This window comes from Burkholderia sp. HI4860, assembly GCF_002223045.2.
In the GTDB taxonomy this organism is placed as follows: Bacteria; Pseudomonadota; Gammaproteobacteria; order Burkholderiales; family Burkholderiaceae; genus Burkholderia.
The window spans coordinates 2,284,420-2,303,654 of the sequence record NZ_NKFO02000003.1 but is presented as its reverse complement, the minus strand read 5'-3'; the positions used below and the strand labels follow the sequence as shown (position 1 = coordinate 2,303,654).

The window sequence follows — 19,235 nt, the reverse complement described above, 5'->3', positions numbered from 1 at the left end:
ACCGCTCACCCGAACAGGCCGTGCAGGAACCAGCGCGGCTCGGCCTCGCTCCCCGCCCGCTCCTTGAACACCCAGTAGCACGCCCCGGCCTCGTCCTGCGCGACGCAGTAATCGCGCGCAGCGAGCTGACCGTCGAACCACCCGGCCTCGATCCGCTCCACCGACGACATCATCCTCAGCGGCGTATGAAATACCGGCCGCTCCCCGCGCATCAACAGCGGCAGCGGCTCCGCCAGCAACCACGCAGGCCTCGGCGGCACGGCGGGCGGCCCGGGAGCCGGCTTGCCGGCCTGCGCATCGAGCGGCAGCCAGCGGTTCGCGGCCTCGGGCCGATGATCGGCGACGGGCGCTGCGCGCAGCACGTTGTCCGCGCCGAGCCGCGCGACCAGCAGCTCGAACAGCCGCGCACGCGTCTCGCGCGTGCCGCCCGGCTCGGGGAAAAGATCGTCGGCCGGCGGCGCGACCGATTCGACGCGCGTGGCCTTCAGACGCACCGCAATCACCGCGGCCGGCAACTCGACGCGCGCGAGCCGTTCGCCGAGTAGCCGCATGAAATGCGCGTCGTCGCGCACGGGCGACGCGAATGCGAGTTCGAGCGGCGTCGGCGGCACGGCCTGGCGGCCGCGCTCGTGCTCGAGATCGAACGTCATCGCGGCCAGCGACAGGTGCCGCGCGGCGAGCCAGCCGCACAGCTGCACGACGAGCCGCCGCGCCGCGAACAACACGGCTTCCGCGTATTCGACGCGCTCCTGCAATTCGAGCCGCACGTCGAACACGGGCGGCACCGCCATCCACGCAAGCGGCTCGACCGCGTCGCCATACGCACGATCGAGCGCGGCCAGCAACGCGGGACCGCAACGGCGCTGCAGCCCCGCGCGCGGCAGGCCGCGCAGATCGGCGAGCGTGCGGCAACCGAGGCCGTCGAACCAGCCCGCATACGGACGCGCATCGGGCAATAGCACACAGGGCAGCCGGTCGAGCACACGGACAAGCGAGGCCGGGCTCGCGACGCGGCGCCGGATACGCGCACGGGCCGACACACGCGCGAGCAGCCACGCGCCGCCCCCGGTCGGCGCGGCGGACAGGCGCGCCGCATAGCCGAGCGCCGCGAGCGTCGCGCGCACCTGGCGGCACAGCGACGGCAGCCCGCCGAACAGGCGCAGGCTCGGGCCGACGTCGACGAGCAGCGTGGCTTCGTCGCCGAGCGCGACGCACGGCGAGAAGCGCAGCAACGCGAGCGCGACCGCGCGCAGCGCATCGGCCTCGCGCGCGGGGTCGCGTTCGACGAGTTGCGTGTGCGGCGCGAGCGTGAGCACGCCGCCGCGCTTCATGCCCGCGCGCACGCCCTGCCGGCGCGCGGCCGCGTCGGCGATCAGCACGACACCCTGCTCGAGCACCGCACTGCCTGCACCGCCGGCCTCGCCCGCCTCGCCGTCAGACGGAAGCGCGACGCACACGTCGAGCGGCAGGCGCGGCAGATGGATGCCGAGCAAGACGCGCATAGCGGCTCTCCACGATGGGCGACGGCAGGTCGAGCACGAGCGGCTCGCTGCGGGCGGGGCCGCGCCGCTTGACGATGTCGAGCGACACGCCGCCCGGCACCGGGTACAGCGCGACGCGCAGCACGGCCGGCGACGGTTGCCGCTCGGCCGACAGCGGACGCAGCATCACGAACAGCGTGTCGCCCGTGCGCGCGGCCGCGAGATGCAGGCGCCGCAGCGCATCGGGCCGCGCGTCCTGCCACAGCAGCAGCGCGCCGCAACAACCGGTCTTGAGTGCCTGCTCGGCGGCCCACAACGCATCCGTGCGGCTGCTGGCGCGCAGCCACAGCAGCGCGTCGGCCGGCACGCCGAGACTGGCGAGCGCGGTCGCATGCGGCGACTGCGGCGGCGCGACGAGCGCGAGCGGGCGCCGGGCGCTGACGGTGCGCGCGAGCGCAGGCGCGAGCAGCCGCATCTCGCCGCAGCCCGGCTGCGCGGCCAGCAGTTCGACGAGCCCGCCGACCGGCCAGCCACCGCCCGGCAATTCGGCCGACAGCGGCGCGAAGCCGGTCTCGATCGTGCGCGGGCCGCCGCGCGCGAGCTGCGAGCCGCGCCACAGCGATGGATGAAGGGATTCGGGAGAAATGGAGGATGCGAGCATGATGCCACCCACAACTGTATGGATATACAGTATATGGCAATGCGTCCACGCCGCACAGTACTGGTACGAAACCGGTATTTCGTCAGATGAAAGACGGGTGAAAAGCCGGCAGGCCCACGCTATGACGGCGGGTCACCCCCGGCATCACCGGCTCGCACCGCCCGGACGCCCGCCACACCCCTCGGGCGCCGATGCGGCGCATGCGAATCGAATCGCGCAGCCGGGCCGAACCGAGCAGAGCCCGACCCGGCTGGCCAACCGTCACGATGCACACCCCGCACACCGCGCCGGTCCATCAGCCGCCCGTCAGCCGAGCAGCAACGCGTCGTCGTCGAGCTGCTCGTGGCGCACCTTCTCGAACATCTGCAGCAGATCCGGCACGTCGAGCCCGCGGCGCGCGTCGCCCGACACGTCGAGCACGACCTGCCCCTGGTGCAGCATCACCGTGCGGTCGCCGTAGTCGAGCGCCTGCCGCATGCTGTGCGTGACCATCATCGTCGTCAGCTTGCTCTCGGCGACGATGCGCGCGGTCAGCTCCAGCACGAACGCGGCCGTCTTCGGGTCGAGCGCGGCCGTGTGCTCGTCGAGCAGCAGGATCCGCGACGGCCGCAGCGACGCCATCAACAGGCTCACCGCCTGCCGCTGGCCGCCCGACAGCAGCCCGATCCGGTCGGTCAGCCGGTTCTCGAGGCCCAGGTTCAGCAGCCGCAGCTTGTCGCGGAACAGCTCGCGCGACGGCCGGTCGAGCGCGGCCCGGAAGCCGCGCCGCGCACCGCGCGCCATCGCGAGCGCCATGTTCTCCTCGATCGTCAGCGCCTCGCAGGTACCGGCCATCGGATCCTGGAACACGCGCGCGACGAGGTGCGCACGATCCCACGCGGCCTTGCGCGTCACATCGGTGCCGTCGATCGAGATGCGTCCCGCATCGACGGCCTGGTCGCCGCTGACCGCATTGAGGAAGGTCGACTTGCCGGCGCCGTTCGAGCCGATCACCGCGACGAACTGGCCGTCGGGAATCTCGAGCGACAGCCCGCGCAGCGCGCGCGTCTCGATCGGCGTGCCGGGATTGAACGTGAGTTTCAGGTCTTGTGCGGACAGCATGTCAGGCGCCTCCGTTCTTGCGCGCGAACAGCTTCTTGCGCGTCGCCGGCAGCACCAGCGCGATCGTGACGAGCGCCGCCGTCACGAGGTTCAGATCCTGCGCCTTCAGCCCGATGAATTCGCTGTTGAGCGCAAGTGCGATGAAGAAGCGGTAGACGATCGCGCCAAGCACGACGGCGAGCGTCGTCAGCACGAGCCGGCGCGCCGGCAGCAGCGTCTCGCCGATGATCACCGCGGCCAGCCCGATCACGATCGTGCCGATCCCCATCGAGATATCCGCGCCGCCCTGCGTCTGCGCGAACAAGGCGCCGGCAAGCGCGACGAGCGCGTTCGACAGCGCCATCCCGGCGAGCGTCGCGCGACCGGTCGCGATGCCTTGCGCACGTGCCATCCGCGGGTTCGCGCCGGTCGCGCGCATCGCGAGGCCGAGCTGCGACGAGAAGAACCAGTCGAGGCCGAGCTTCGCGACCACGACGACGATCGCGAGCAGCGCCGGGCGCAGCACGTAGTCGGGCATCCAGTCCGGCTGCAGCACGGTGAAAATGGTCGGCTCGGTGATGAGCGGCACGTTCGGCCGGCCCATGATCCGCAGGTTCACCGAATAGAGCGCGATCATCATCAGGATACTGGCGAGCAGATCCATGATCTTCAGGCGCACGTTGAGCCAGCCGGTAACGAAGCCGGCCACCGCGCCCGCGACGATCGCGATGCAGGTCGCGCTGAACGGGTCGTAGCCGGCCGAGATCAGCGTCGCGGCAACGGCGCCGCCGAGCGGAAAGCTGCCGTCGACAGTGAGGTCGGGGAAGTTGAGGATGCGAAACGAGATCAGCACCCCGAGGGCGACGAGGCTGAAGATCAGGCCGATCTCCAGTGCGCCCAGAAACGAGAACAGAGACATGATGGGGAAATCCTGTTGCTTCCCGGCCGGACGTGTACGGCCGGGCGAAGCGAACGGGCGGCCCCGGGTGGGAGCCGCCCGTCCGGCGGTGTCGTTCAGGCCCGGATCGGGCCCGCAAGCGCGGCGGTCGAACCGCGGCTTACTTGATGACCGTCTTCGCGTCCTTGAGCAGATCCGGCGACAGCGTCACGCCCTGCTTCGCGGCCGCGCCCGTGTTCGCGAACAACTCGAGGTTGCTGCTCGTTTCCGACGCGATCGCGCCCGGCTTCTCGCCCTTCAGGATGCGCGCGACGACCTTGCCCGTCTGGCGGCCGAGGTCGCCGTAGTTGATGCCGAGCGCCGCGATGCCGCCGCGCTTCACGCTGTCGGTGTCGCCGGCGACGAGCGGGATCTTCGCTTCGTTCGCGACCTTCACGAGCGCTTCGTACGCGGACACGACGTTGTTGTCGGTGTTCGTGTAGATCACGTCGACCTTGCCGATCAGGCTCTTCGCGGCCGGGCCGATGTCGACGGTGCGCGGCGCGGCCGCTTCCTTCAGCGTCATCCCCTGCTTCGCGAGGATCTCCTTGAGTTCCTTCACGACGACGACCGAGTTCGCCTCGCCCGGGTTGTAGACCATGCCGACCGTCTTCGCATTCGGCACGACGCGCTTGATCAGCGCGACCTGGCGATCGAGCGGCAGCTTGTCGGATACGCCCGTCACGTTGGTGCCCGACGGGCCCCAGCCCTTCACGAGCTGCGCGGCGACCGGATCGGTCACGCCCGAATAGACGACCGGCACGCTCTTCGTCGAGGCGACCACCGCCTGCGCGGCCGGCGTCGCGATCGCGACGATCACGTCGGGCTGGTCGCCGACGAACTTGCGCGCGATCTGCGCGGCCGTGCCCGTGTTGCCCTGCGCGCTCTGGTATTCCCACTTGAGCTTGTCGTCGCCGTAACCTTCCGCCTTCAGCTCGGCGCGCACGCCGTCGCGGATCGCGTCGAGCGCCGGGTGGTCGACGATCGACAGCACCTTGACGGTCTGGGCGTGCGCGGCACCGGCCAGCGCGAGCGCGGCCACGCCGGCCGTGATCGAACGGATCGCGAAAGTCTTGAAACGCTTCATGGGTGTGTCTCCCCCGTATTGTGTCGGTTCTGGATGATGGATTCCCGCCGCCGTCAGGCGGGCGCCGCCATGCGTACGACGCGCTGGCGAGCGGCCCGCGCACGCTCCGGGAAAGCGTGCGGCGGCGAACGCACGAGGATACCATTTCCGCAGACCACCGCCTGACTCCAGGCTTTCGCATCGCCCCCCGGATTGCAGCGCGCGCCGACGTGCGCGAGCGCGCGTGAAGCCCGTCCGGCAGGGGTTCCGGCCGGCCCCGGCACAACGCGTCAGCCGCGCGCGCGGCTTTACGTTATGCTGTCGGCCGACCCAGTCCACGCCATCGGAGGGCACATGAAACGGGGGAGCCGAGTCATCGCATGCGCGGCCGTCGCGCTGGCGCTGCCGGGTGCGGCATTCGCACTGACCGACGGCAGTGCGCAATACGACGACTGCATGCTCAATGCGCTGCGCGAAAGCCGCAACGGCGCGGCGGCGCAACTGATCCAGCGCTCGTGCGACGCGCTGTATCGCAACAACGCAATGCTGCTGCCGCGCGAGCGGCGTTTTCACGAGTGCGTCGTGCAGTCGCTGCCGGGCGTGCGCGACAACTATGCGATCCAGCAGATCATGTCGATCTGCTCGCGGCGCGGCGAGATGTGAGCCGGCGTTGCACGCGCCCCACCGCGCGGCCGTCGTCGAGCGGCCGCGCCAATGAAAAAGGCCTGCGCGATGCAGGCCTTTTCGTTCAGCGGTTAGGCGGGGGTGCGGCGTTCAGAACGACGCGACCATCGAGCCCTTGAACTGCTTCTTGATGAATTCCCGCACTTCCGGCGACTGGTATGCCTTGACCAGCTTCTTCACCCACGGCTGGTCCTTGTCCTTCGCGCGCACGGCGATCAGGTTCGCATACGGGCTCGTCAGCGATTCGAGCGCGATCGCGTCCTTGGTCGGCTGCAGGTTCGCGGCGAGCGCGTAGTTCGTGTTGATCACGGCCGCGTCGACGTCCGACAGCACGCGCGGCAGTTGCGCGGCGTCGAGTTCGGAGATCTTCAGCTTCTTCGGGTTCTCGGCGATGTCGAGCACCGTCGCGTTGTTGCCGCCCGTGCCGGCGCCCGCCTTCAGCTTGATCACGCCTTGCGTCTGCAGCAGCAGCAGCGCGCGGTTCTCGTTCGACGGATCGTTCGGCACCGCGACCTTCGCGCCTTGCGGCAGATCCTTCAGCGCCTTGAACTTCTTCGAGTACACACCCATCGGCGAGATGTAGGTCAGGCCCGCGCTGACCAGCTTGTAGCCGCGCTGCTTCACCTGGCTGTCGAGGTAGGGCTGGTGCTGGAAGCTGTTGGCGTCGAGGTCGCCCGAGTCGAGCGCCGCGTTCGGCTGCACGTAGTCGTTGAACTCGATGACCTTCACGTTCAGGCCTTCCTTCTCCTTCGCGACCTTCTGCACGAGCTGCCACACTTCCGAATCCGGGCCGGCGACCGTGCCGACCTTGATCACCTTGTCTTCGGCGTGCGCGCCTGCCGACAGCGTCAGTGCTGCACCGGTGGCCAGCACGGAAAATACCTTCAGGAGACTGCGACGCTTCATCTGTTTCTCGCTTTCTTGCTTACGGGATGACTAAAAATGGGGCGCGATACGGGTATGCCCCGACTCACACGAAGGGGCAAATGGTGTCACAGGATCCGCGGGAAGTGAAATACATCCCGCTCATATGGGTATGCACCGCAGCGGTGCTGGCAGGGGTGGCGCGACTCGGCCGTTAGTTGCGTTTATGCGCATCGCGCATCGGCCCGAGCGCGTTACGCCACTGCGGCCCGGTGGGCCGACTTCGTCTCGAATGCCGGCTCGCCCATCTGCCCGCCGACCCGGAACGCACCGACCGTATCGCGCAGTCGCGCGGCCTGTTCCTGCAGCGACGCGGCGGCCGCGGCGGCCTCCTCGACGAGCGCCGCGTTCTGCTGCGTCACCTGGTCCATCTGCGTGACCGCGCGCCCGACCTGCGTGATGCCGCTCGCCTGCTCCTCGGACGCCGCCGCGATCTCGCCCATGATGTCGGTCACGCGTGCGACGGCCTGCAGGATCTCGCCCATCGTCGTGCCGGCCTGGCCGACCAGGGTCGACCCGTTGCGCACGCGCTCGACCGAATCGACGATCAGCTCGCGGATCTCCTTCGACGCCGTCGCGCTGCGCTGCGCGAGCGAACGCACTTCGCCCGCGACCACCGCGAAGCCGCGGCCCTGCTCGCCGGCGCGCGCGGCTTCGACCGCCGCGTTCAGCGCGAGGATGTTGGTCTGGAATGCGATGCCCTCGATCACGCCGATGATGTCGGCGATCTTGCGCGAGCTGTCGTCGATCTGGCCCATCGTGCCGATCACGCGGTTCACGACGTCGCTCCCGGTGCGCGCGATCTCCGATGCGCTGTTCGCAAGCCCGCTTGCCTGCCGCGCGTTGTCGGCGTTCTGCTTCACCGTTGCAGTCAGCTGCTCCATGCTCGCGGCGGTTTCTTCCAGCGATGCGGCCTGCTCCTCGGTGCGCTGCGACAGGTCGTCGTTGCCGGCCGAGATCTGGCGGCTCGCCGACGCGATCGAGCCGGCCGACTGGCGAATCCCGCCGATCGTCGCCTGCAGCCGTGCCTGCATGTCGTGCATCGCGGCCATCATGCTCGTGCGGTCGCCCGCGCGAACCGGCACCGGCTGCGTCAGGTCGCCCTGCGCAATGCGCGTCGCGAGCGCGGCCGCTTCGTCGGGTTCGCCGCCGAGGCTGCTGCGCACGTTGCGGATGATCACGAGCATCGCCGCACTGATCACGAAGCCGATCACGAACACGACCGCGAGGTGGCCGAGCAGCGTCCGGTAATAGACGGTGTCGATGTCCTTCAGGAACACGCCGCTCGAGATGTTCCAGTCCCACGGCGCGAAGCGCGTGACGTAGCTGATCTTCGGCACGGCGGTCTCGCTGTGCGGCAGCCGCCCGCGATACTCGGCGAAGCCGCTGCCGGTTTCCTTCGCGGCGTTCAGGATCGTGACGAACAGCGGCTTGCCGTCCGGGTCGAGATAGTCGCCGACCTGCGTGTTGACGAGCTTCGGCAGCGTCGGATGCATCAGCACGACCGGCTTCGAGTCCATCACGAACACGTAGCCCGAATCGCCGTAGCGCATCGCGGCGAGGCTCGCGAGCGCGTCGCGCTTCGCATCGGCCTCCGGCAGCGTGCCGCTCTGCGCGAGTGCGTGATAGGCCTTCACGATGCCGGCCGCCGAATCGACGAGATTCGCGATGCCTGCCTTGCGTTCGGCGAGCATCGTCGCGCGCGTCTCGTACGCGCTCCATGCGCCGACGCCCAGGAGACCGATCCATACCAGCGCAAGCGCGAGCCACAGCTTGCGGTTCAAACTCATTCTGCTCATCTGCGTGCCTTTGTCGATGTCGATGCGCACGCTGCGCGCGACCGGCCTGCCGCGCGCAAACGCTTGCCCATTCATTTACGGCACCGAGGCTTACAACTTGAATACGGCCGGCGCCGCGAACCGGCGATCGACAGGCCGCCCGTGCCCGCGCCGCACCGCGGCCGCCAGCGCGACAGTCCGCATCCGCTGTGCTAAAAAGACCGGCCAGCCGGCACACGAAGAGCCGGCGCCATTCCGAGGGCCACCCATGTACGTCATCGACATTCACTACACCGCATCGCTCGAGCGCATCGACGACGCACTCGAACGCCATCGCGCGTTCCTTCAGCCGCAGTTCGACAAGGGCATCTTCATCGCAGCGGGGCCGAAGGTGCCGCGCGAAGGCGGCGTGATCCTCGCGGCCCGCATCGATCGCGACGAACTGGACGCGATCCTGAATACCGATCCGTTCGTCATCGAGGGGCTCGCCACGTATCGCGTGACGGAATTCCGGATCACGCGTGCCGCAACCGGCTTCAACGTGCCCGCGCTGCCGTAACGCGACGCCTGCGCGACCTCTGCACGATACGCGCACAGGCCGATACGCCGCCCGCCGGGCGGCGCATGCAAATAACGAAGAGAGAGGGGAAAACGTGACGGCGCGAGGCGGCCGTCACGTGATCGCCGGGCCGGGCGCCCGGCGGCTGCCGGTCAGTCGACCAGCAGCTTCAGGTCGTGGACCCACGGGCCCGGGCCCTGGCCGTCGCGCACGAACAGGCGCAGCTTGCCGTCGCGGTCGAACACGTAGCTCGCGGCCGTGTGATCCATCGTGTAGCTGCCGGGCGTCTTGCCGGGCACCTTCGCGTAGTACACGCGGAAATCCTTCGTGACCTTCTTCAGTGCCGCTTCGTCGGCGGGCCGCAGGCCGATGAACGACGGATCGAACGCGGGCACGTACTGGCCGAGCAGCGCCGGCGTGTCGCGCTCCGGATCGACGGTGACGAACAGCACCTGCACGCGCTTCGCGGCATCGGGCCCGAGCTGCTTCAGCGCTTCGGACAGCTCGGCCATCGTCGTCGGGCACACGTCCGGGCAGTGCGTATAGCCGAAGAACATCACGACGGCCTTACCCTTGAAATCGGCGAGCGTGCGCACCTTGCCGGCCGTATCGGGCAGCGAGAAGTCGCTGCCGAACTGCGTGTTGCCGGTGATGTCGAGATTCTGGAATTTCGGCGCGTTGTCGCATCCGGCGAGCAGCAGCGCTGCCGTGAATGCGCACGCGAGCATCCAGCCTTGGCGCGCGCGGCGCCCGAACCGTGATTGGAGCATTGCGTTCAAACCGTGCGGTTACACGCCGAGCAGCGGGCGTGCATAGTGATCGACGAGCAGCGCGGCGAACAGCAGCGACAGGTAGACGATCGAGTAGCGGAAGGCCTTGCGGGCGAGTTCGTCCGAGTAGTCGCGATGAATCTTCCACGCATACGCGAGGAACACCGCGCCGAGCAGCACCGCGCTCGTCAGGTACACGGCCCCGCTCATCCCGGAGATGAACGGCATCAGCGTGACCGCGAACAGGATCACCGTGTACAGCAGGATGTGCAGCCGCGTGAACTTCTCGCCGTGCGTGACCGGCAGCATCGGCAGCCCCGCGTTCTCGTAGTCCTTGCGGCGATACAGCGCGAGCACCCAGAAATGCGGCGGCGTCCACACGAAGATGATCAGCACGAGGATCCACGCGTCGCCCGGCACCGCGCCGGTGACCGCGGCCCAGCCGAGCGCCGGCGGCATCGCGCCCGACGCACCGCCGATCACGATGTTCTGCGGCGTCATCGGCTTGAGCAGCAGCGTGTAGATCACCGCGTAGCCGACGAAGGTGGCGATCGTCAGCCACATCGTCAGCGGGTTCGTAAACGTATAGAGCGTCCAGGCGCCGACACTGCCGAGCACGGCCGAGAAGATCAGGATCTGCGGGGGCGTGATCTCGCCGCGCGCGGACGGGCGCCACGCGGTGCGGCGCATCATCGCGTCGATCTTCTGTTCGACGAGACAGTTGATCGCGAACGCGGCGCCGGCCAGCAGCCAGATGCCGACCGTACCGCCGATCAGCACGTGCCACGGCACCATGCCCGGCGTCGCGAGGAACATGCCGATCACCGCGCAGAACACCGCGAGCTGCGTGACACGCGGCTTCGTCAATGCCATGTACTGCGAAAACCGGCTACCGGGCGATTGGGAGAGGGTGCTTTGCATGGGGGCGGTCACGCCGGGGCGGCGTCGCGCGCAGGCTGCGCGACACGGCCGGGGCGGCTTGAAAGGATGCGAAAGTTTAACATGACGACGAGCAGCAGCAGGATCGCGGCCCCGCCGTTGTGCGCGACGGCGACCGGCAGCGGCCACTGCAGCACGATGTTGGTCAGGCCCGTCACGAACTGCAGCAGGACGACCAGCAGCACGCCGTTCGCGGGCCGCCGCAGCGATTCGAAGCGGCGCATCTTCAGCGCGAACGCGACCAGGTAGGCGACCACCACGAACGCGAACGTGCGGTGCGTCCAGTGGATCGCGACCAGCGCGTCCTGCGTGATCGCCTCGCCGTCCTTCGTCATCCCGAGCGCGCGCCACAGGTGGAAGCCGTGCTGGAAGTCCATCGGCGGGATCCACTGGCCGTTGCAGGTCGGGAAGTCGGTGCACGCGAGCACCGCGTAGTTGGTGCTCACCCAGCCGCCGAGCGCGATCTGCACGACCAGCAGCACGAGCGCCGCGAGCGCGGCCGCGCGATAGCGGCCGGCTTCGGGGTCATGCGACGGCAGCGGCGTCTGCCGCGCCGCGAGCCAGCCGAGCGTGCCGAGCAGCGTGAGGCCGAGCAGCAGGTGGATCGTGACGATCACCGGCTGCAGCTTCATCGTGACCGTCCACGCGCCGAACGCGCCCTGCACGAGAATCAGCAGCAGCAGGCTCGTCGGCCACCACGGCGACACGTGCAGCGGGCGGCGGCGCAGCCGCGCGGACCACGCGATCACGACCTGCGCGATGATCAGCACGCCGATCGCCATCGCGAAATAGCGGTGGATCATCTCGATCCACGCCTTCGACATGCTGACGGGGCCCGTCGGCATCGCCTGGTGCGCGGCCGTGATCGCGGCGTGCGCGATGAACGGCGACGACGTGCCGTAGCAGCCGGGCCAGTCCGGGCAGCCGAGCCCCGAATCGGTCAGCCGCGTGAAGCCGCCGAACATCACCAGGTCGAGCGTCAGGAAGGTGGTGATCCACACCAGCTTGCGAAACTTGTTGTCGTCGGCCTTCACCCACACGTACGACAGCGGCAGCAGCGCGATGCAGAAGCCGATCAGGCCGAGTTGCAGTAGATACGCCATCGGTTCAATGCCTCTCGTGTTGCCTTAGCCGATGCTCGACCACTTCAGCAGCTTCGTCACGTCCGACTTGATCTTGCCGGGGTTCGGATCCTTCGGGAAACGCATCATCAGGTTGCCGTTCGGGTCGACCATGTAGATGTGGTCGCTGTCCTTCGTGCCGGCGTCGGCCGGCAGCCACGCGGCCACCGCTGCCGGATCGGCGACGAGCCGGCGCGTGTCGGGGTACGCGTCCAGCACCTTCTGCGGCATCGCGCCCGCATCGCTGCGCAGCCAGACCATCGTGAGCCGGTGCCGCTCGCCCGCCTGCGTGACGCGGATCTGGCGCATGAAATAGAGCTTTTTCGCGCAGGCCTCGTCGCACGCGCTGCTGTCGGTCATCACGAACAGCCACACGCCGCGCAGCGACGACAGCGGCACGGTCTTGCCGGTTTCGTCGGTTACCTGCAGATCCGCGGGGATCGGGCGCTGCGGCTCGATCAGCGTGCCGTAGTTGGTCGAGCCGCCCTTCGGCTTGATCACGTAATAGGTGAAGTACGACGCGATCATCGGCGCGGCGCACACGAGACCCAGCAGCACGAGCATCCAGCGGCCGCGCTTGCGGGCCGCCGGCGACATCGGCGCAGCGGCCGAACCCTGACGGGGAGATTGCATGGACAAATCAGACCTCTCGAAACGAACCCGCGGCGCGAGCGCCGCGTCCTGGCATGGCGCTCACGCGCCGGCCGACTTCTTCGCCGCACGCCGCGCGGCGTACAGGCCGAAGCCGAGCGCGGCCGCCGCCATCGCCCACCACTGAAACATGTAACCGTAATTGCGCTCGACGCCGGTCGTCGCCGCCGGCCAGTCGCGCACGAGCTTGTCGCCGTCGTCGCTCGTCTGCTGGATCACGAACGGCTGCAGCGGCAGCCCCGTTTCCTTCGCATACGCGGCGACGTCCAGGTTCTGCCGGATCTTCTGGTGCGCGGCCGACCCGCCTTCGCCGAGCTCGAACGCGCGCGACGCGTCGGCGCGCGCGATGCCCACGATCTCGACGTCGCCCGCGGGCGTCGCGAACGGCTCGATCGCCGTGCGATCGGAAATATTGCGCGGCAGCCAGCCGCGGTTCACGAGCACGACGCCGCCGCCCGTGAGTTTAAACGGCATCACGACGTAAAAACCCGGCTGGTCGTTATACGGCCGATTGTCGAGGAACACGGCCAGCTCGGGCAGGAAGCGGCCCGTCGCACGCACGCGATGGAACTCGATCGACGCGAGCGGCATCGGCTGCGCGCCGATGTCGACGGGCGCCGCCTGCTCGTAGCGCGCGATGCTCGCCTGCAGCGCTTCCTTCTGGTGCGCGCGGTCGCGCTGCCAGAAACCGAGACGGATCGTGACCGCGACGACGACGAGGATCAGCAACGCGGGCAGCCAGCGGATCTTCATCATGCGGCCCGCCCGGCACCTGCCGACAAGCGAAGTGCGATAATTATCCTCTTCCTTTCGAATTGCCGTCGTCCGGTTCGTGTCATGCACATACTCGTTCCCATCGCCTTCGTCCTCATCATTGCCAGCATGGGCTCGGCGCTCTACTTCATGATGCACGACCGCGGCCACACGAAACGCATGGTCTGGTCGCTCGCCACCCGCGTCGGGCTGTCGGTGTCGCTGTTCCTGCTCATCCTGATCGCGAACGGGATGGGCTGGATCCATTCGACCGGCCTGCCGATCGGGCATTGATCGATTCGCCGCCGCGGCCGCTGTGGCATTTCGCCGCACGGCCACGGCACCAAGCAAAAGCGCCGCCTGACTGAGTCGCGGCGGCGCCCGGGTGGTGAAAGCCGGCAGTCACGCTGCCCGGCCGACCCAATGAAAACGGCCCGCGCATTGCTGCGCGGGCCGCTGTTCCATTTACAGCCAGTAGACGACGACGTACAGGCCGAGCCAGACGACGTCGACGAAGTGCCAGTACCACGCGGCGCCTTCGAATGCGAAGTGGTGATCGGGCTTGAAGTGGCCGCGGATCATCCGCACCAGCACCACCGCGAGCATCGTGCCGCCGAGAAACACGTGGAAGCCGTGGAAGCCGGTCAGCAGGAAGAACGTCGAACCGTACACGCCCGAGTTCAGCGTCAGGTTCAGTTCGTTGTACGCGTGGTAGTACTCGAAGCCCTGCAGGAACAGGAAGCAGATACCGAACACGAGCGTCGCGGCCAGCCAGGCGATCGCCTTCTTGCGATGATCGTCGCGCAGCGCGTGGTGCGAGATCGTCAGCGTCACGCCCGACGACAGCAGGAACGCGGTGTTCAGCGTCGGGATCGGCCACGGGCCCATCGTCTTGAAGTGACCGGCGAGCGCGGCGGGGCCTTCGTTCGGCCACACGGCGGAGAAATCCGGCCAGATCAGCTTGTAGTCGAGGCTGCCGAGCTGGTGCAGCGCGATTTCACGTGCATAGAACAGCGCACCGAAGAACGCGCCGAAGAACATGACTTCCGAGAAGATGAACCAGCTCATGCTCCAGCGGTACGACTTGTCGACGTTCTTGCCGTAGTGACCGCCTTCCGATTCGGCGATCGCGTCGCCGAACCAGTGATACAGCGTGAAGAGCAACCAAAGCAGGCCGAGCAGCGCCGTAAACGGCGCCCAGTCGTGACCGTTGATCCACAGCGCTGTCGATCCGAGCATGACCAGCAGGCCGATGGCCGCGCTGATCGGATGCTGCGACGGATGCGGCACGAAATAGTACGGGGTCTGGTTTTGACCGCTCATGCTTGATTCTCCACTTCAGTCCAATTTGTGTACCGGAAACCGCTCCGGCTTTATTTCTTGCGCGGCGTGACCACCACCGCTCCTTCCTGCACGCGACGCCGTGGCGCCGCGCACCGCATGCTTCTTTCGTGGCCGCGGGCCTCAGCCCACGACGGCACGCACGACCAGGATCAGCACGCCGATGAACACAGCGGCTGCCAGCAGCGCGACGATCAGCACGTGCAGCGGATTCAGTTGCGTCGCGTCGGCCTCCAGGTCGCGCCGCTTGCGCACCCCGAAGAACGACCACAGCACCGCTTTCAGCGCCTGGCCGAACGACCCGCCACGCTTGCTCTCCGTCATCGCCCCGCCTCCGTCGTCACGCGTCCGGCTTCGCCGCGCCCTGCGCCGCGGTCTTGCCCGGCGCCGGCGCCGGCGTGGCCGGCGTATTCAGCTCGAAGAACGTGTACGACAGCGTGATCGTCTTCACGTCCTTCGGCAGTTTCGGATCGATCACGAACACCACCGGCATCTTGCGCGACTCGTTCGCGGCCAGTGTCTGCTGCGTAAAGCAAAAGCACTCGATCTTCTTGAAGAACTCCGTCGCCTGCTTCGGCGCGTAGCTCGGAATCGCCTGCGCAACGACCGGCCGGCCCTGCCCGTTCGTCACGTCGTACACGATCGTCGTCAGCTCGCCCGGATGCACGTCGAGACTGTTGTGCTCCGGCTTGAAACCGAGCGGGCCGCGCGCATTCGCATCGAACTCGACCGACACCGTGCGGCTGGTATCGACCTGCGAATTCTTCACCTCGCGCTCGCTGACATCGCGCTGCACCAGGTTGTTGATGCCGGTGATCTGGCAGATCGCCCGATACATCGGGATCAGCGCGAAGCCGAAACCGAACATCAGCCCGGCCACGACGAAGAGCTTCACCAGCATCGAACGATTGAACGCGCGATCGACGGCGCCCTCTTCCGGCTTCGACATACGACAACTTCCTCGCTACTGCGTCTGTTGCTGCATCAGTGAGTGGACAACCACCACTGCTTGATCACGACACCCACAAAAAAAACGGCGGCGATGACGAGCAGGATGAGGCCGAGCCGCTTGTTGCCCGCGCGAATCTGCTCGGGCGTTCGTCTTTCTTGTGGATTCCGGTTCATCTGACACTTCGGTTCGGCGCCCGCCGCGCCTGCCTGCGCGGCAGGCAGCGGCGGGGCGCACTGTGACACTTACTCGACGTGCGGCGGTTGCTCGAACGTATGGAAGGGAGCCGGGCTCGGCACCGTCCACTCGAGGCCTTCCGCGCCATCCCACGGCTTGTCCGACGCCTTTTCCAGCTCGCCGCCGCCACGGTAGGCCGGCAGCGCGACGGCGAACAGGAAGTACACCTGCGCGAGGCCGAAGCCGAATGCGCCGATCGTCGCGACCTGGTTGAAGTCCGTGAACTGCGCCGGGTAGTCCGCGTAGCGACGCGGCATGCCTGCGAGACCGACGAAGTGCATCGGGAAGAACGTCAGGTTGAAGAAGATCATCGACGCCCAGAAGTGGATCTTGCCGCGCGTCTCGTTGTACATCCAGCCCGTCCACTTCGGCGCCCAGTAGTACCAGCCCGAGAACAGCGCGAACAGCGAGCCGGCCACCAGCACGTAGTGGAAGTGCGCCACCACGAAGTAGGTCCCGTGATACTGGATGTCGAGCGGCGCCATCGCGAGCATCAGGCCCGTGAGACCGCCGAACGTGAACACGAACAGGAAGCCGATCGCGAACAGCATCGGGGTTTCGAACGTCATCGAGCCGCGCCACATCGTCGCGAGCCAGTTGAACACCTTCACGCCCGTCGGCACCGCGATCAGCATCGTCGCGTACATGAAGAACAGCTGGCCGGTCACCGGCATGCCCGTGGCGAACATGTGGTGCGCCCAGACCATGAACGACAGGATCGCGATCGAAGCCGTCGCGTACACCATCGAGCTATAGCCGAACAGCGTCTTGCGTGCGAACGCCGGGATCACCTGCGACACGATCCCGAACGCCGGCAGAATCATGATGTACACCTCGGGGTGGCCGAAGAACCAGAAGATGTGCTGGTACATCACCGGGTCGCCGCCGCCTGCCGCGTTGAAGAACGACGTGCCGAAGTGGCGGTCGAACAGCACCATCGTGATCGCGCCTGCCAGAACCGGCATCACGGCGATCAGCAGGTAAGCCGTGATCAGCCACGTCCACGCGAACATCGGCATCTTCATCAGCGTCATGCCCGGTGCGCGCATGTTCAGGATCGTCACGACGATGTTGATCCCGCCCATGATCGACGATGCGCCCATGATGTGGACCGCGAAGATCGCGAAGTCCATGCCCGGGCCCATCTGCGTCGACAGCGGCGCGTACAGCGTCCAGCCGGCGGCCGTCGCGCCGCCCGGCGCGAAGAACGAACCGACCAGCAGCACGGCCGCGACCGGCAGCAGCCAGAAGCTGAAGTTGTTCATCCGCGCGAACGCCATGTCGGACGCGCCGATCTGCAGCGGAATCATCCAGTTCGCGAAGCCGACGAACGCCGGCATGATCGCGCCGAACACCATGATCAGGCCGTGCATCGTCGTGAGTTCGTTGAAGAACTCCGGACGCATGATCTGCAGGCCCGGTTCGAACAGCTCGGCCCGGATGGCGAGCGCCATCACGCCGCCCGACAGGAACATGATGAACGAGAACAACAGGTACAGCGTACCGATGTCCTTGTGGTTGGTGGCGAACAGCCAGCGGCGCCAGCCGTGCGGCATTTCGTGCGCGTGGTCGTCGTGCGCGTGGTCCGCGGCTACGTCGTGCCCGATGCTAGACATGAGAATCTCCTAATGCGAATACGTCGACTAACTCAGCGACACGTCAAGCCGCCGGGCCGATCTCGACACGCCGGGCTTCCTTCGCGTCAGCCCCGCCCGTGATCGTTTCCGGCTTTTTGAGAATAATGTGGTCTTCCGCCACGCCTGCTGCCTTCAGCGCGTCGCGCACGGCTTGTGCACGATGCTTCGCCAGTTCGGCGTTCGCGTCGGCCGAGCCCGTCTTGTCGGTAAAGCCCGACAGCGCGAGCTTCGCGTCCGGATGTGCCTTCGCATAGTCGGCCGCGGCGGCGATCGCCGCCTTCGCGTCGGCCGGCAGCACGCTCTTGCCCGTCTCGAAGTAGATCGTCGACAGTGCGGCCGATGCCGACGCTGCCGCCGGCTGCTCGGCTGCGCCCGACGCGGCTTGCGCCGGTGCCGAAGCGGCTTCCGCCGGTGCCGCTGCCGCTGCGCCCGCCGCGTCTTCCGGCATCTTGCCGTTACGCGCGTCGGCCACTTGCTTCGGCTGCAGCAGGTCGTTCTTGTGGTTGCCCCACGAATTGCGTTCGTACGTGATGACCGACGCGATGTCGAGATCCGACAGCGACGCCCACGACGGCATCGCGCCCTTGCCGTGCAGCACGCGCTCGACGTGGCCGGCGATCGGGCCGTTCACGATCGGGCTGCCGTCCATGGCCGGGAAGGCGCCGAGGCCCTTGCCGTTCACCTGGTGGCAGGCCGCGCAGTTCGCCTTGTAGACTTCCTCGCCGTGCGCGACGAGTTCAGCCATCGTGTAGACCTTGTTCGGATCGACTGCGGCGCTGGCCAGCTTGGCCTTCTGCGCGGTGACCCACTTCGCGTAGTCGTCTTCCGACAGGACAACGACCACGACCGGCATGTACGCGTGTTCCTTGCCGCACAGCTCGGTACAGAAACCGCGGAACGTACCGACCTTGTCGGCCTTGAACCACGTGTCGCGCACGAAGCCGGGGATCGCATCCTGCTTCACGCCGAACGCGGGCACGTACCACGAGTGCACGACGTCGTTCGCGGTCGTGATGATGCGGATCTTCTTGTTGACCGGCACGACGAGCGGGTTGTCGACTTCCTGCAGATAGGTGTCGGTGATCGGCTTCTTGCCCATCACTTCGTCACGCGGGGTGCTGAGCGTCGACAGGAAGCCGATGCCCTCGCCCGGGCCCTTCACGTAGTCGTAGCCCCACTTCCACTGGTAGCCGGTGACCTTGATCGTGAGATCGGCGTTGGTCGTGTCCTTCATCGCGACGACGGCCTTCGTCGCCGGCAGCGCCATCAGCACGACGATGACGAACGGCACGATCGTCCAGATGATTTCGACGGTCGTGCTTTCATGGAAATTGGCGGCCTTGTGGCCCTTGGATTTGCGGTGCGCGAAGATCGAATAGAACATCACGCCGAACACGCCGACGAAGATCACCGTACACAGGATGAGCATCATCGTGTGGAGATCGTAGAGCTCCTCGGCGATCTTCGTGACAGGCGGCTGAAAGTTGATCTCGTTGACACGGGGGCCGCCCGGGCTATCACCGACCGCCAGGGCGGCACCGGCAAAGAGCAAACCGCTGCATGCCAGCACGCCCGCGAGGGCTCGCTTGATTGTTTTCATAGCATCCTTACCCAAAATTTCCATTCAAACCCTCCCCCGTCGCAAGCGACCGGCCCTATCCGCCGGT

Annotated in this window: 21 protein-coding genes; 3 read left to right on the top strand and 18 right to left on the bottom strand. The window is 67.3% G+C overall.

Annotated features, from left to right (window positions below; all coding sequences use genetic code 11):
- Positions 1-5: 5 nt before the first annotated feature.
- The 5 genes from CFB34_RS25975 to CFB34_RS25955 all read right to left on the bottom strand — a co-directional run bounded on the left by CFB34_RS25975 (position 6) and on the right by CFB34_RS25955 (position 5,246).
- Positions 6-1,502 (bottom strand): DNA polymerase Y family protein, encoded by a 1,497-nt coding sequence (locus CFB34_RS25975; RefSeq protein ID WP_089441065.1) that lies wholly within the window; start codon positions 1,500-1,502, stop codon positions 6-8.
- Positions 1,435-2,142 carry a translesion DNA synthesis-associated protein ImuA gene (imuA, locus tag CFB34_RS25970; protein ID WP_089441066.1) on the bottom strand — a complete coding sequence of 236 codons (708 nt, stop codon included), beginning with the start codon at positions 2,140-2,142 and terminating at the stop codon, positions 1,435-1,437. The genes CFB34_RS25975 and imuA overlap by 68 nt, the downstream gene beginning before the upstream one ends.
- A gap of 306 nt (positions 2,143-2,448) precedes the next feature.
- Entirely contained in the window at positions 2,449-3,243 is a 795-nt protein-coding gene (locus CFB34_RS25965; protein WP_039346172.1) for an ABC transporter ATP-binding protein, read from the bottom strand.
- Position 3,244: 1 nt separating this feature from the next.
- Positions 3,245-4,141 (bottom strand): ABC transporter permease, encoded by an 897-nt coding sequence (locus CFB34_RS25960; protein ID WP_089441067.1) that lies wholly within the window; start codon positions 4,139-4,141, stop codon positions 3,245-3,247.
- A 139-nt stretch (positions 4,142-4,280) separates the two neighbouring features.
- Complete coding sequence (locus CFB34_RS25955) at positions 4,281-5,246, bottom strand: ABC transporter substrate-binding protein (RefSeq protein WP_011353263.1); 966 nt, start codon at positions 5,244-5,246, stop codon at positions 4,281-4,283.
- Positions 5,247-5,579: 333 nt separating this feature from the next.
- Between CFB34_RS25955 and CFB34_RS25950 the strand changes: the two genes are divergently transcribed.
- Entirely contained in the window at positions 5,580-5,888 is a 309-nt protein-coding gene (locus CFB34_RS25950) for a VF_A0006 family four-cysteine protein (protein ID WP_089441068.1), read from the top strand.
- A 111-nt stretch (positions 5,889-5,999) separates the two neighbouring features.
- Here the strand turns inward: CFB34_RS25950 and CFB34_RS25945 are convergent, their stop codons facing one another.
- Positions 6,000-6,815 (bottom strand): MetQ/NlpA family ABC transporter substrate-binding protein, encoded by an 816-nt coding sequence (locus CFB34_RS25945; RefSeq protein ID WP_089441069.1) that lies wholly within the window; start codon positions 6,813-6,815, stop codon positions 6,000-6,002.
- Between the two features lie 212 nt (positions 6,816-7,027).
- Entirely contained in the window at positions 7,028-8,632 is a 1,605-nt protein-coding gene (locus CFB34_RS25940) for a methyl-accepting chemotaxis protein (protein ID WP_089441331.1), read from the bottom strand.
- 247 nt (positions 8,633-8,879) lie between these two features.
- Between CFB34_RS25940 and CFB34_RS25935 the strand changes: the two genes are divergently transcribed.
- Positions 8,880-9,170, top strand: coding sequence for a YciI family protein (locus CFB34_RS25935; protein WP_089441070.1), 291 nt, complete (start codon positions 8,880-8,882; stop codon positions 9,168-9,170).
- A gap of 152 nt (positions 9,171-9,322) precedes the next feature.
- Here CFB34_RS25935 and CFB34_RS25930 read toward each other — a convergent pair whose 3' ends face one another.
- From CFB34_RS25930 to CFB34_RS25910, 5 genes are read right to left on the bottom strand one after another with little or no spacing between them, the layout of a single operon-like run.
- A complete protein-coding gene (locus CFB34_RS25930; RefSeq protein WP_043187233.1) occupies positions 9,323-9,940 on the bottom strand; it encodes an SCO family protein in 618 nt (205 codons plus the stop codon).
- An 18-nt stretch (positions 9,941-9,958) separates the two neighbouring features.
- The gene (gene cyoE, locus CFB34_RS25925; protein WP_089441071.1) at positions 9,959-10,861 is read right to left on the bottom strand and encodes a heme o synthase; all 903 of its coding nucleotides are present in this window, start codon (positions 10,859-10,861) and stop codon (positions 9,959-9,961) included.
- 8 nt (positions 10,862-10,869) lie between these two features.
- On the bottom strand, positions 10,870-11,982 hold the full coding sequence (locus CFB34_RS25920) for a COX15/CtaA family protein (RefSeq protein ID WP_039346192.1): 1,113 nt from the start codon (positions 11,980-11,982) through the stop codon (positions 10,870-10,872).
- Positions 11,983-12,006: 24 nt separating this feature from the next.
- Positions 12,007-12,633 carry a cytochrome C oxidase subunit I gene (locus CFB34_RS25915; protein ID WP_089441072.1) on the bottom strand — a complete coding sequence of 209 codons (627 nt, stop codon included), beginning with the start codon at positions 12,631-12,633 and terminating at the stop codon, positions 12,007-12,009.
- 60 nt (positions 12,634-12,693) lie between these two features.
- Positions 12,694-13,404, bottom strand: coding sequence for an SURF1 family protein (locus CFB34_RS25910; protein WP_242808733.1), 711 nt, complete (start codon positions 13,402-13,404; stop codon positions 12,694-12,696).
- Positions 13,405-13,488: 84 nt separating this feature from the next.
- Between CFB34_RS25910 and CFB34_RS25905 the strand changes: the two genes are divergently transcribed.
- The gene (locus tag CFB34_RS25905) at positions 13,489-13,698 is read left to right on the top strand and encodes a twin transmembrane helix small protein (protein ID WP_089441074.1); all 210 of its coding nucleotides are present in this window, start codon (positions 13,489-13,491) and stop codon (positions 13,696-13,698) included.
- Between the two features lie 171 nt (positions 13,699-13,869).
- On the opposite strand, the gene CFB34_RS25900 is transcribed toward CFB34_RS25905, so the two are convergent.
- The 6 genes from CFB34_RS25900 to coxB form a co-directional block, all read right to left on the bottom strand.
- Positions 13,870-14,727, bottom strand: coding sequence for a cytochrome c oxidase subunit 3 (locus CFB34_RS25900; protein WP_039346195.1), 858 nt, complete (start codon positions 14,725-14,727; stop codon positions 13,870-13,872).
- 141 nt (positions 14,728-14,868) lie between these two features.
- Positions 14,869-15,069, bottom strand: a complete 201-nt coding sequence (locus CFB34_RS25895; protein WP_089441075.1) for a DUF2970 domain-containing protein — start codon at positions 15,067-15,069, stop codon at positions 14,869-14,871.
- Positions 15,070-15,085: 16 nt separating this feature from the next.
- Positions 15,086-15,694, bottom strand: a complete 609-nt coding sequence (locus CFB34_RS25890) for a cytochrome c oxidase assembly protein (protein ID WP_011353276.1) — start codon at positions 15,692-15,694, stop codon at positions 15,086-15,088.
- Between the two features lie 35 nt (positions 15,695-15,729).
- Positions 15,730-15,870 (bottom strand): cytochrome oxidase small assembly protein, encoded by a 141-nt coding sequence (locus CFB34_RS25885; RefSeq protein ID WP_006760728.1) that lies wholly within the window; start codon positions 15,868-15,870, stop codon positions 15,730-15,732.
- A gap of 69 nt (positions 15,871-15,939) precedes the next feature.
- Positions 15,940-17,547 carry a cytochrome c oxidase subunit I gene (ctaD, locus tag CFB34_RS25880; protein ID WP_069248929.1) on the bottom strand — a complete coding sequence of 536 codons (1,608 nt, stop codon included), beginning with the start codon at positions 17,545-17,547 and terminating at the stop codon, positions 15,940-15,942.
- Between the two features lie 43 nt (positions 17,548-17,590).
- Positions 17,591-19,192: a cytochrome c oxidase subunit II gene (gene coxB / locus CFB34_RS25875; protein ID WP_089441076.1), complete on the bottom strand. Its 1,602-nt coding sequence runs from the start codon at positions 19,190-19,192 to the stop codon at positions 17,591-17,593.
- Between the last annotated feature and the right edge of the window lie 43 nt (positions 19,193-19,235).

Bases quoted from the DNA above. Each gene is read 5' to 3' on its own strand.
- CFB34_RS25975 (WP_089441065.1), bottom strand. From the start codon at position 1,502: ATGCGCGTCTTGCTCGGCATCCATCTGCCGCGCCTGCCGCTCGACGTG.
- imuA (WP_089441066.1), bottom strand. From the start codon at position 2,142: ATGCTCGCATCCTCCATTTCTCCCGAATCCCTTCATCCATCGCTGTGG.
- CFB34_RS25965 (WP_039346172.1), bottom strand. From the start codon at position 3,243: ATGCTGTCCGCACAAGACCTGAAACTCACGTTCAATCCCGGCACGCCG.
- CFB34_RS25960 (WP_089441067.1), bottom strand. From the start codon at position 4,141: ATGTCTCTGTTCTCGTTTCTGGGCGCACTGGAGATCGGCCTGATCTTC.
- CFB34_RS25955 (WP_011353263.1), bottom strand. From the start codon at position 5,246: ATGAAGCGTTTCAAGACTTTCGCGATCCGTTCGATCACGGCCGGCGTG.
- CFB34_RS25950 (WP_089441068.1), top strand. From the start codon at position 5,580: ATGAAACGGGGGAGCCGAGTCATCGCATGCGCGGCCGTCGCGCTGGCG.
- CFB34_RS25945 (WP_089441069.1), bottom strand. From the start codon at position 6,815: ATGAAGCGTCGCAGTCTCCTGAAGGTATTTTCCGTGCTGGCCACCGGT.
- CFB34_RS25940 (WP_089441331.1), bottom strand. From the start codon at position 8,632: ATGAGCAGAATGAGTTTGAACCGCAAGCTGTGGCTCGCGCTTGCGCTG.
- CFB34_RS25935 (WP_089441070.1), top strand. From the start codon at position 8,880: ATGTACGTCATCGACATTCACTACACCGCATCGCTCGAGCGCATCGAC.
- CFB34_RS25930 (WP_043187233.1), bottom strand. From the start codon at position 9,940: ATGCTCCAATCACGGTTCGGGCGCCGCGCGCGCCAAGGCTGGATGCTC.
- cyoE (WP_089441071.1), bottom strand. From the start codon at position 10,861: ATGCAAAGCACCCTCTCCCAATCGCCCGGTAGCCGGTTTTCGCAGTAC.
- CFB34_RS25920 (WP_039346192.1), bottom strand. From the start codon at position 11,982: ATGGCGTATCTACTGCAACTCGGCCTGATCGGCTTCTGCATCGCGCTG.
- CFB34_RS25915 (WP_089441072.1), bottom strand. From the start codon at position 12,633: ATGCAATCTCCCCGTCAGGGTTCGGCCGCTGCGCCGATGTCGCCGGCG.
- CFB34_RS25910 (WP_242808733.1), bottom strand. From the start codon at position 13,404: ATGAAGATCCGCTGGCTGCCCGCGTTGCTGATCCTCGTCGTCGTCGCG.
- CFB34_RS25905 (WP_089441074.1), top strand. From the start codon at position 13,489: ATGCACATACTCGTTCCCATCGCCTTCGTCCTCATCATTGCCAGCATG.
- CFB34_RS25900 (WP_039346195.1), bottom strand. From the start codon at position 14,727: ATGAGCGGTCAAAACCAGACCCCGTACTATTTCGTGCCGCATCCGTCG.
- CFB34_RS25895 (WP_089441075.1), bottom strand. From the start codon at position 15,069: ATGACGGAGAGCAAGCGTGGCGGGTCGTTCGGCCAGGCGCTGAAAGCG.
- CFB34_RS25890 (WP_011353276.1), bottom strand. From the start codon at position 15,694: ATGTCGAAGCCGGAAGAGGGCGCCGTCGATCGCGCGTTCAATCGTTCG.
- CFB34_RS25885 (WP_006760728.1), bottom strand. From the start codon at position 15,870: ATGAACCGGAATCCACAAGAAAGACGAACGCCCGAGCAGATTCGCGCG.
- ctaD (WP_069248929.1), bottom strand. From the start codon at position 17,547: ATGTCTAGCATCGGGCACGACGTAGCCGCGGACCACGCGCACGACGAC.
- coxB (WP_089441076.1), bottom strand. From the start codon at position 19,192: ATGGAAATTTTGGGTAAGGATGCTATGAAAACAATCAAGCGAGCCCTC.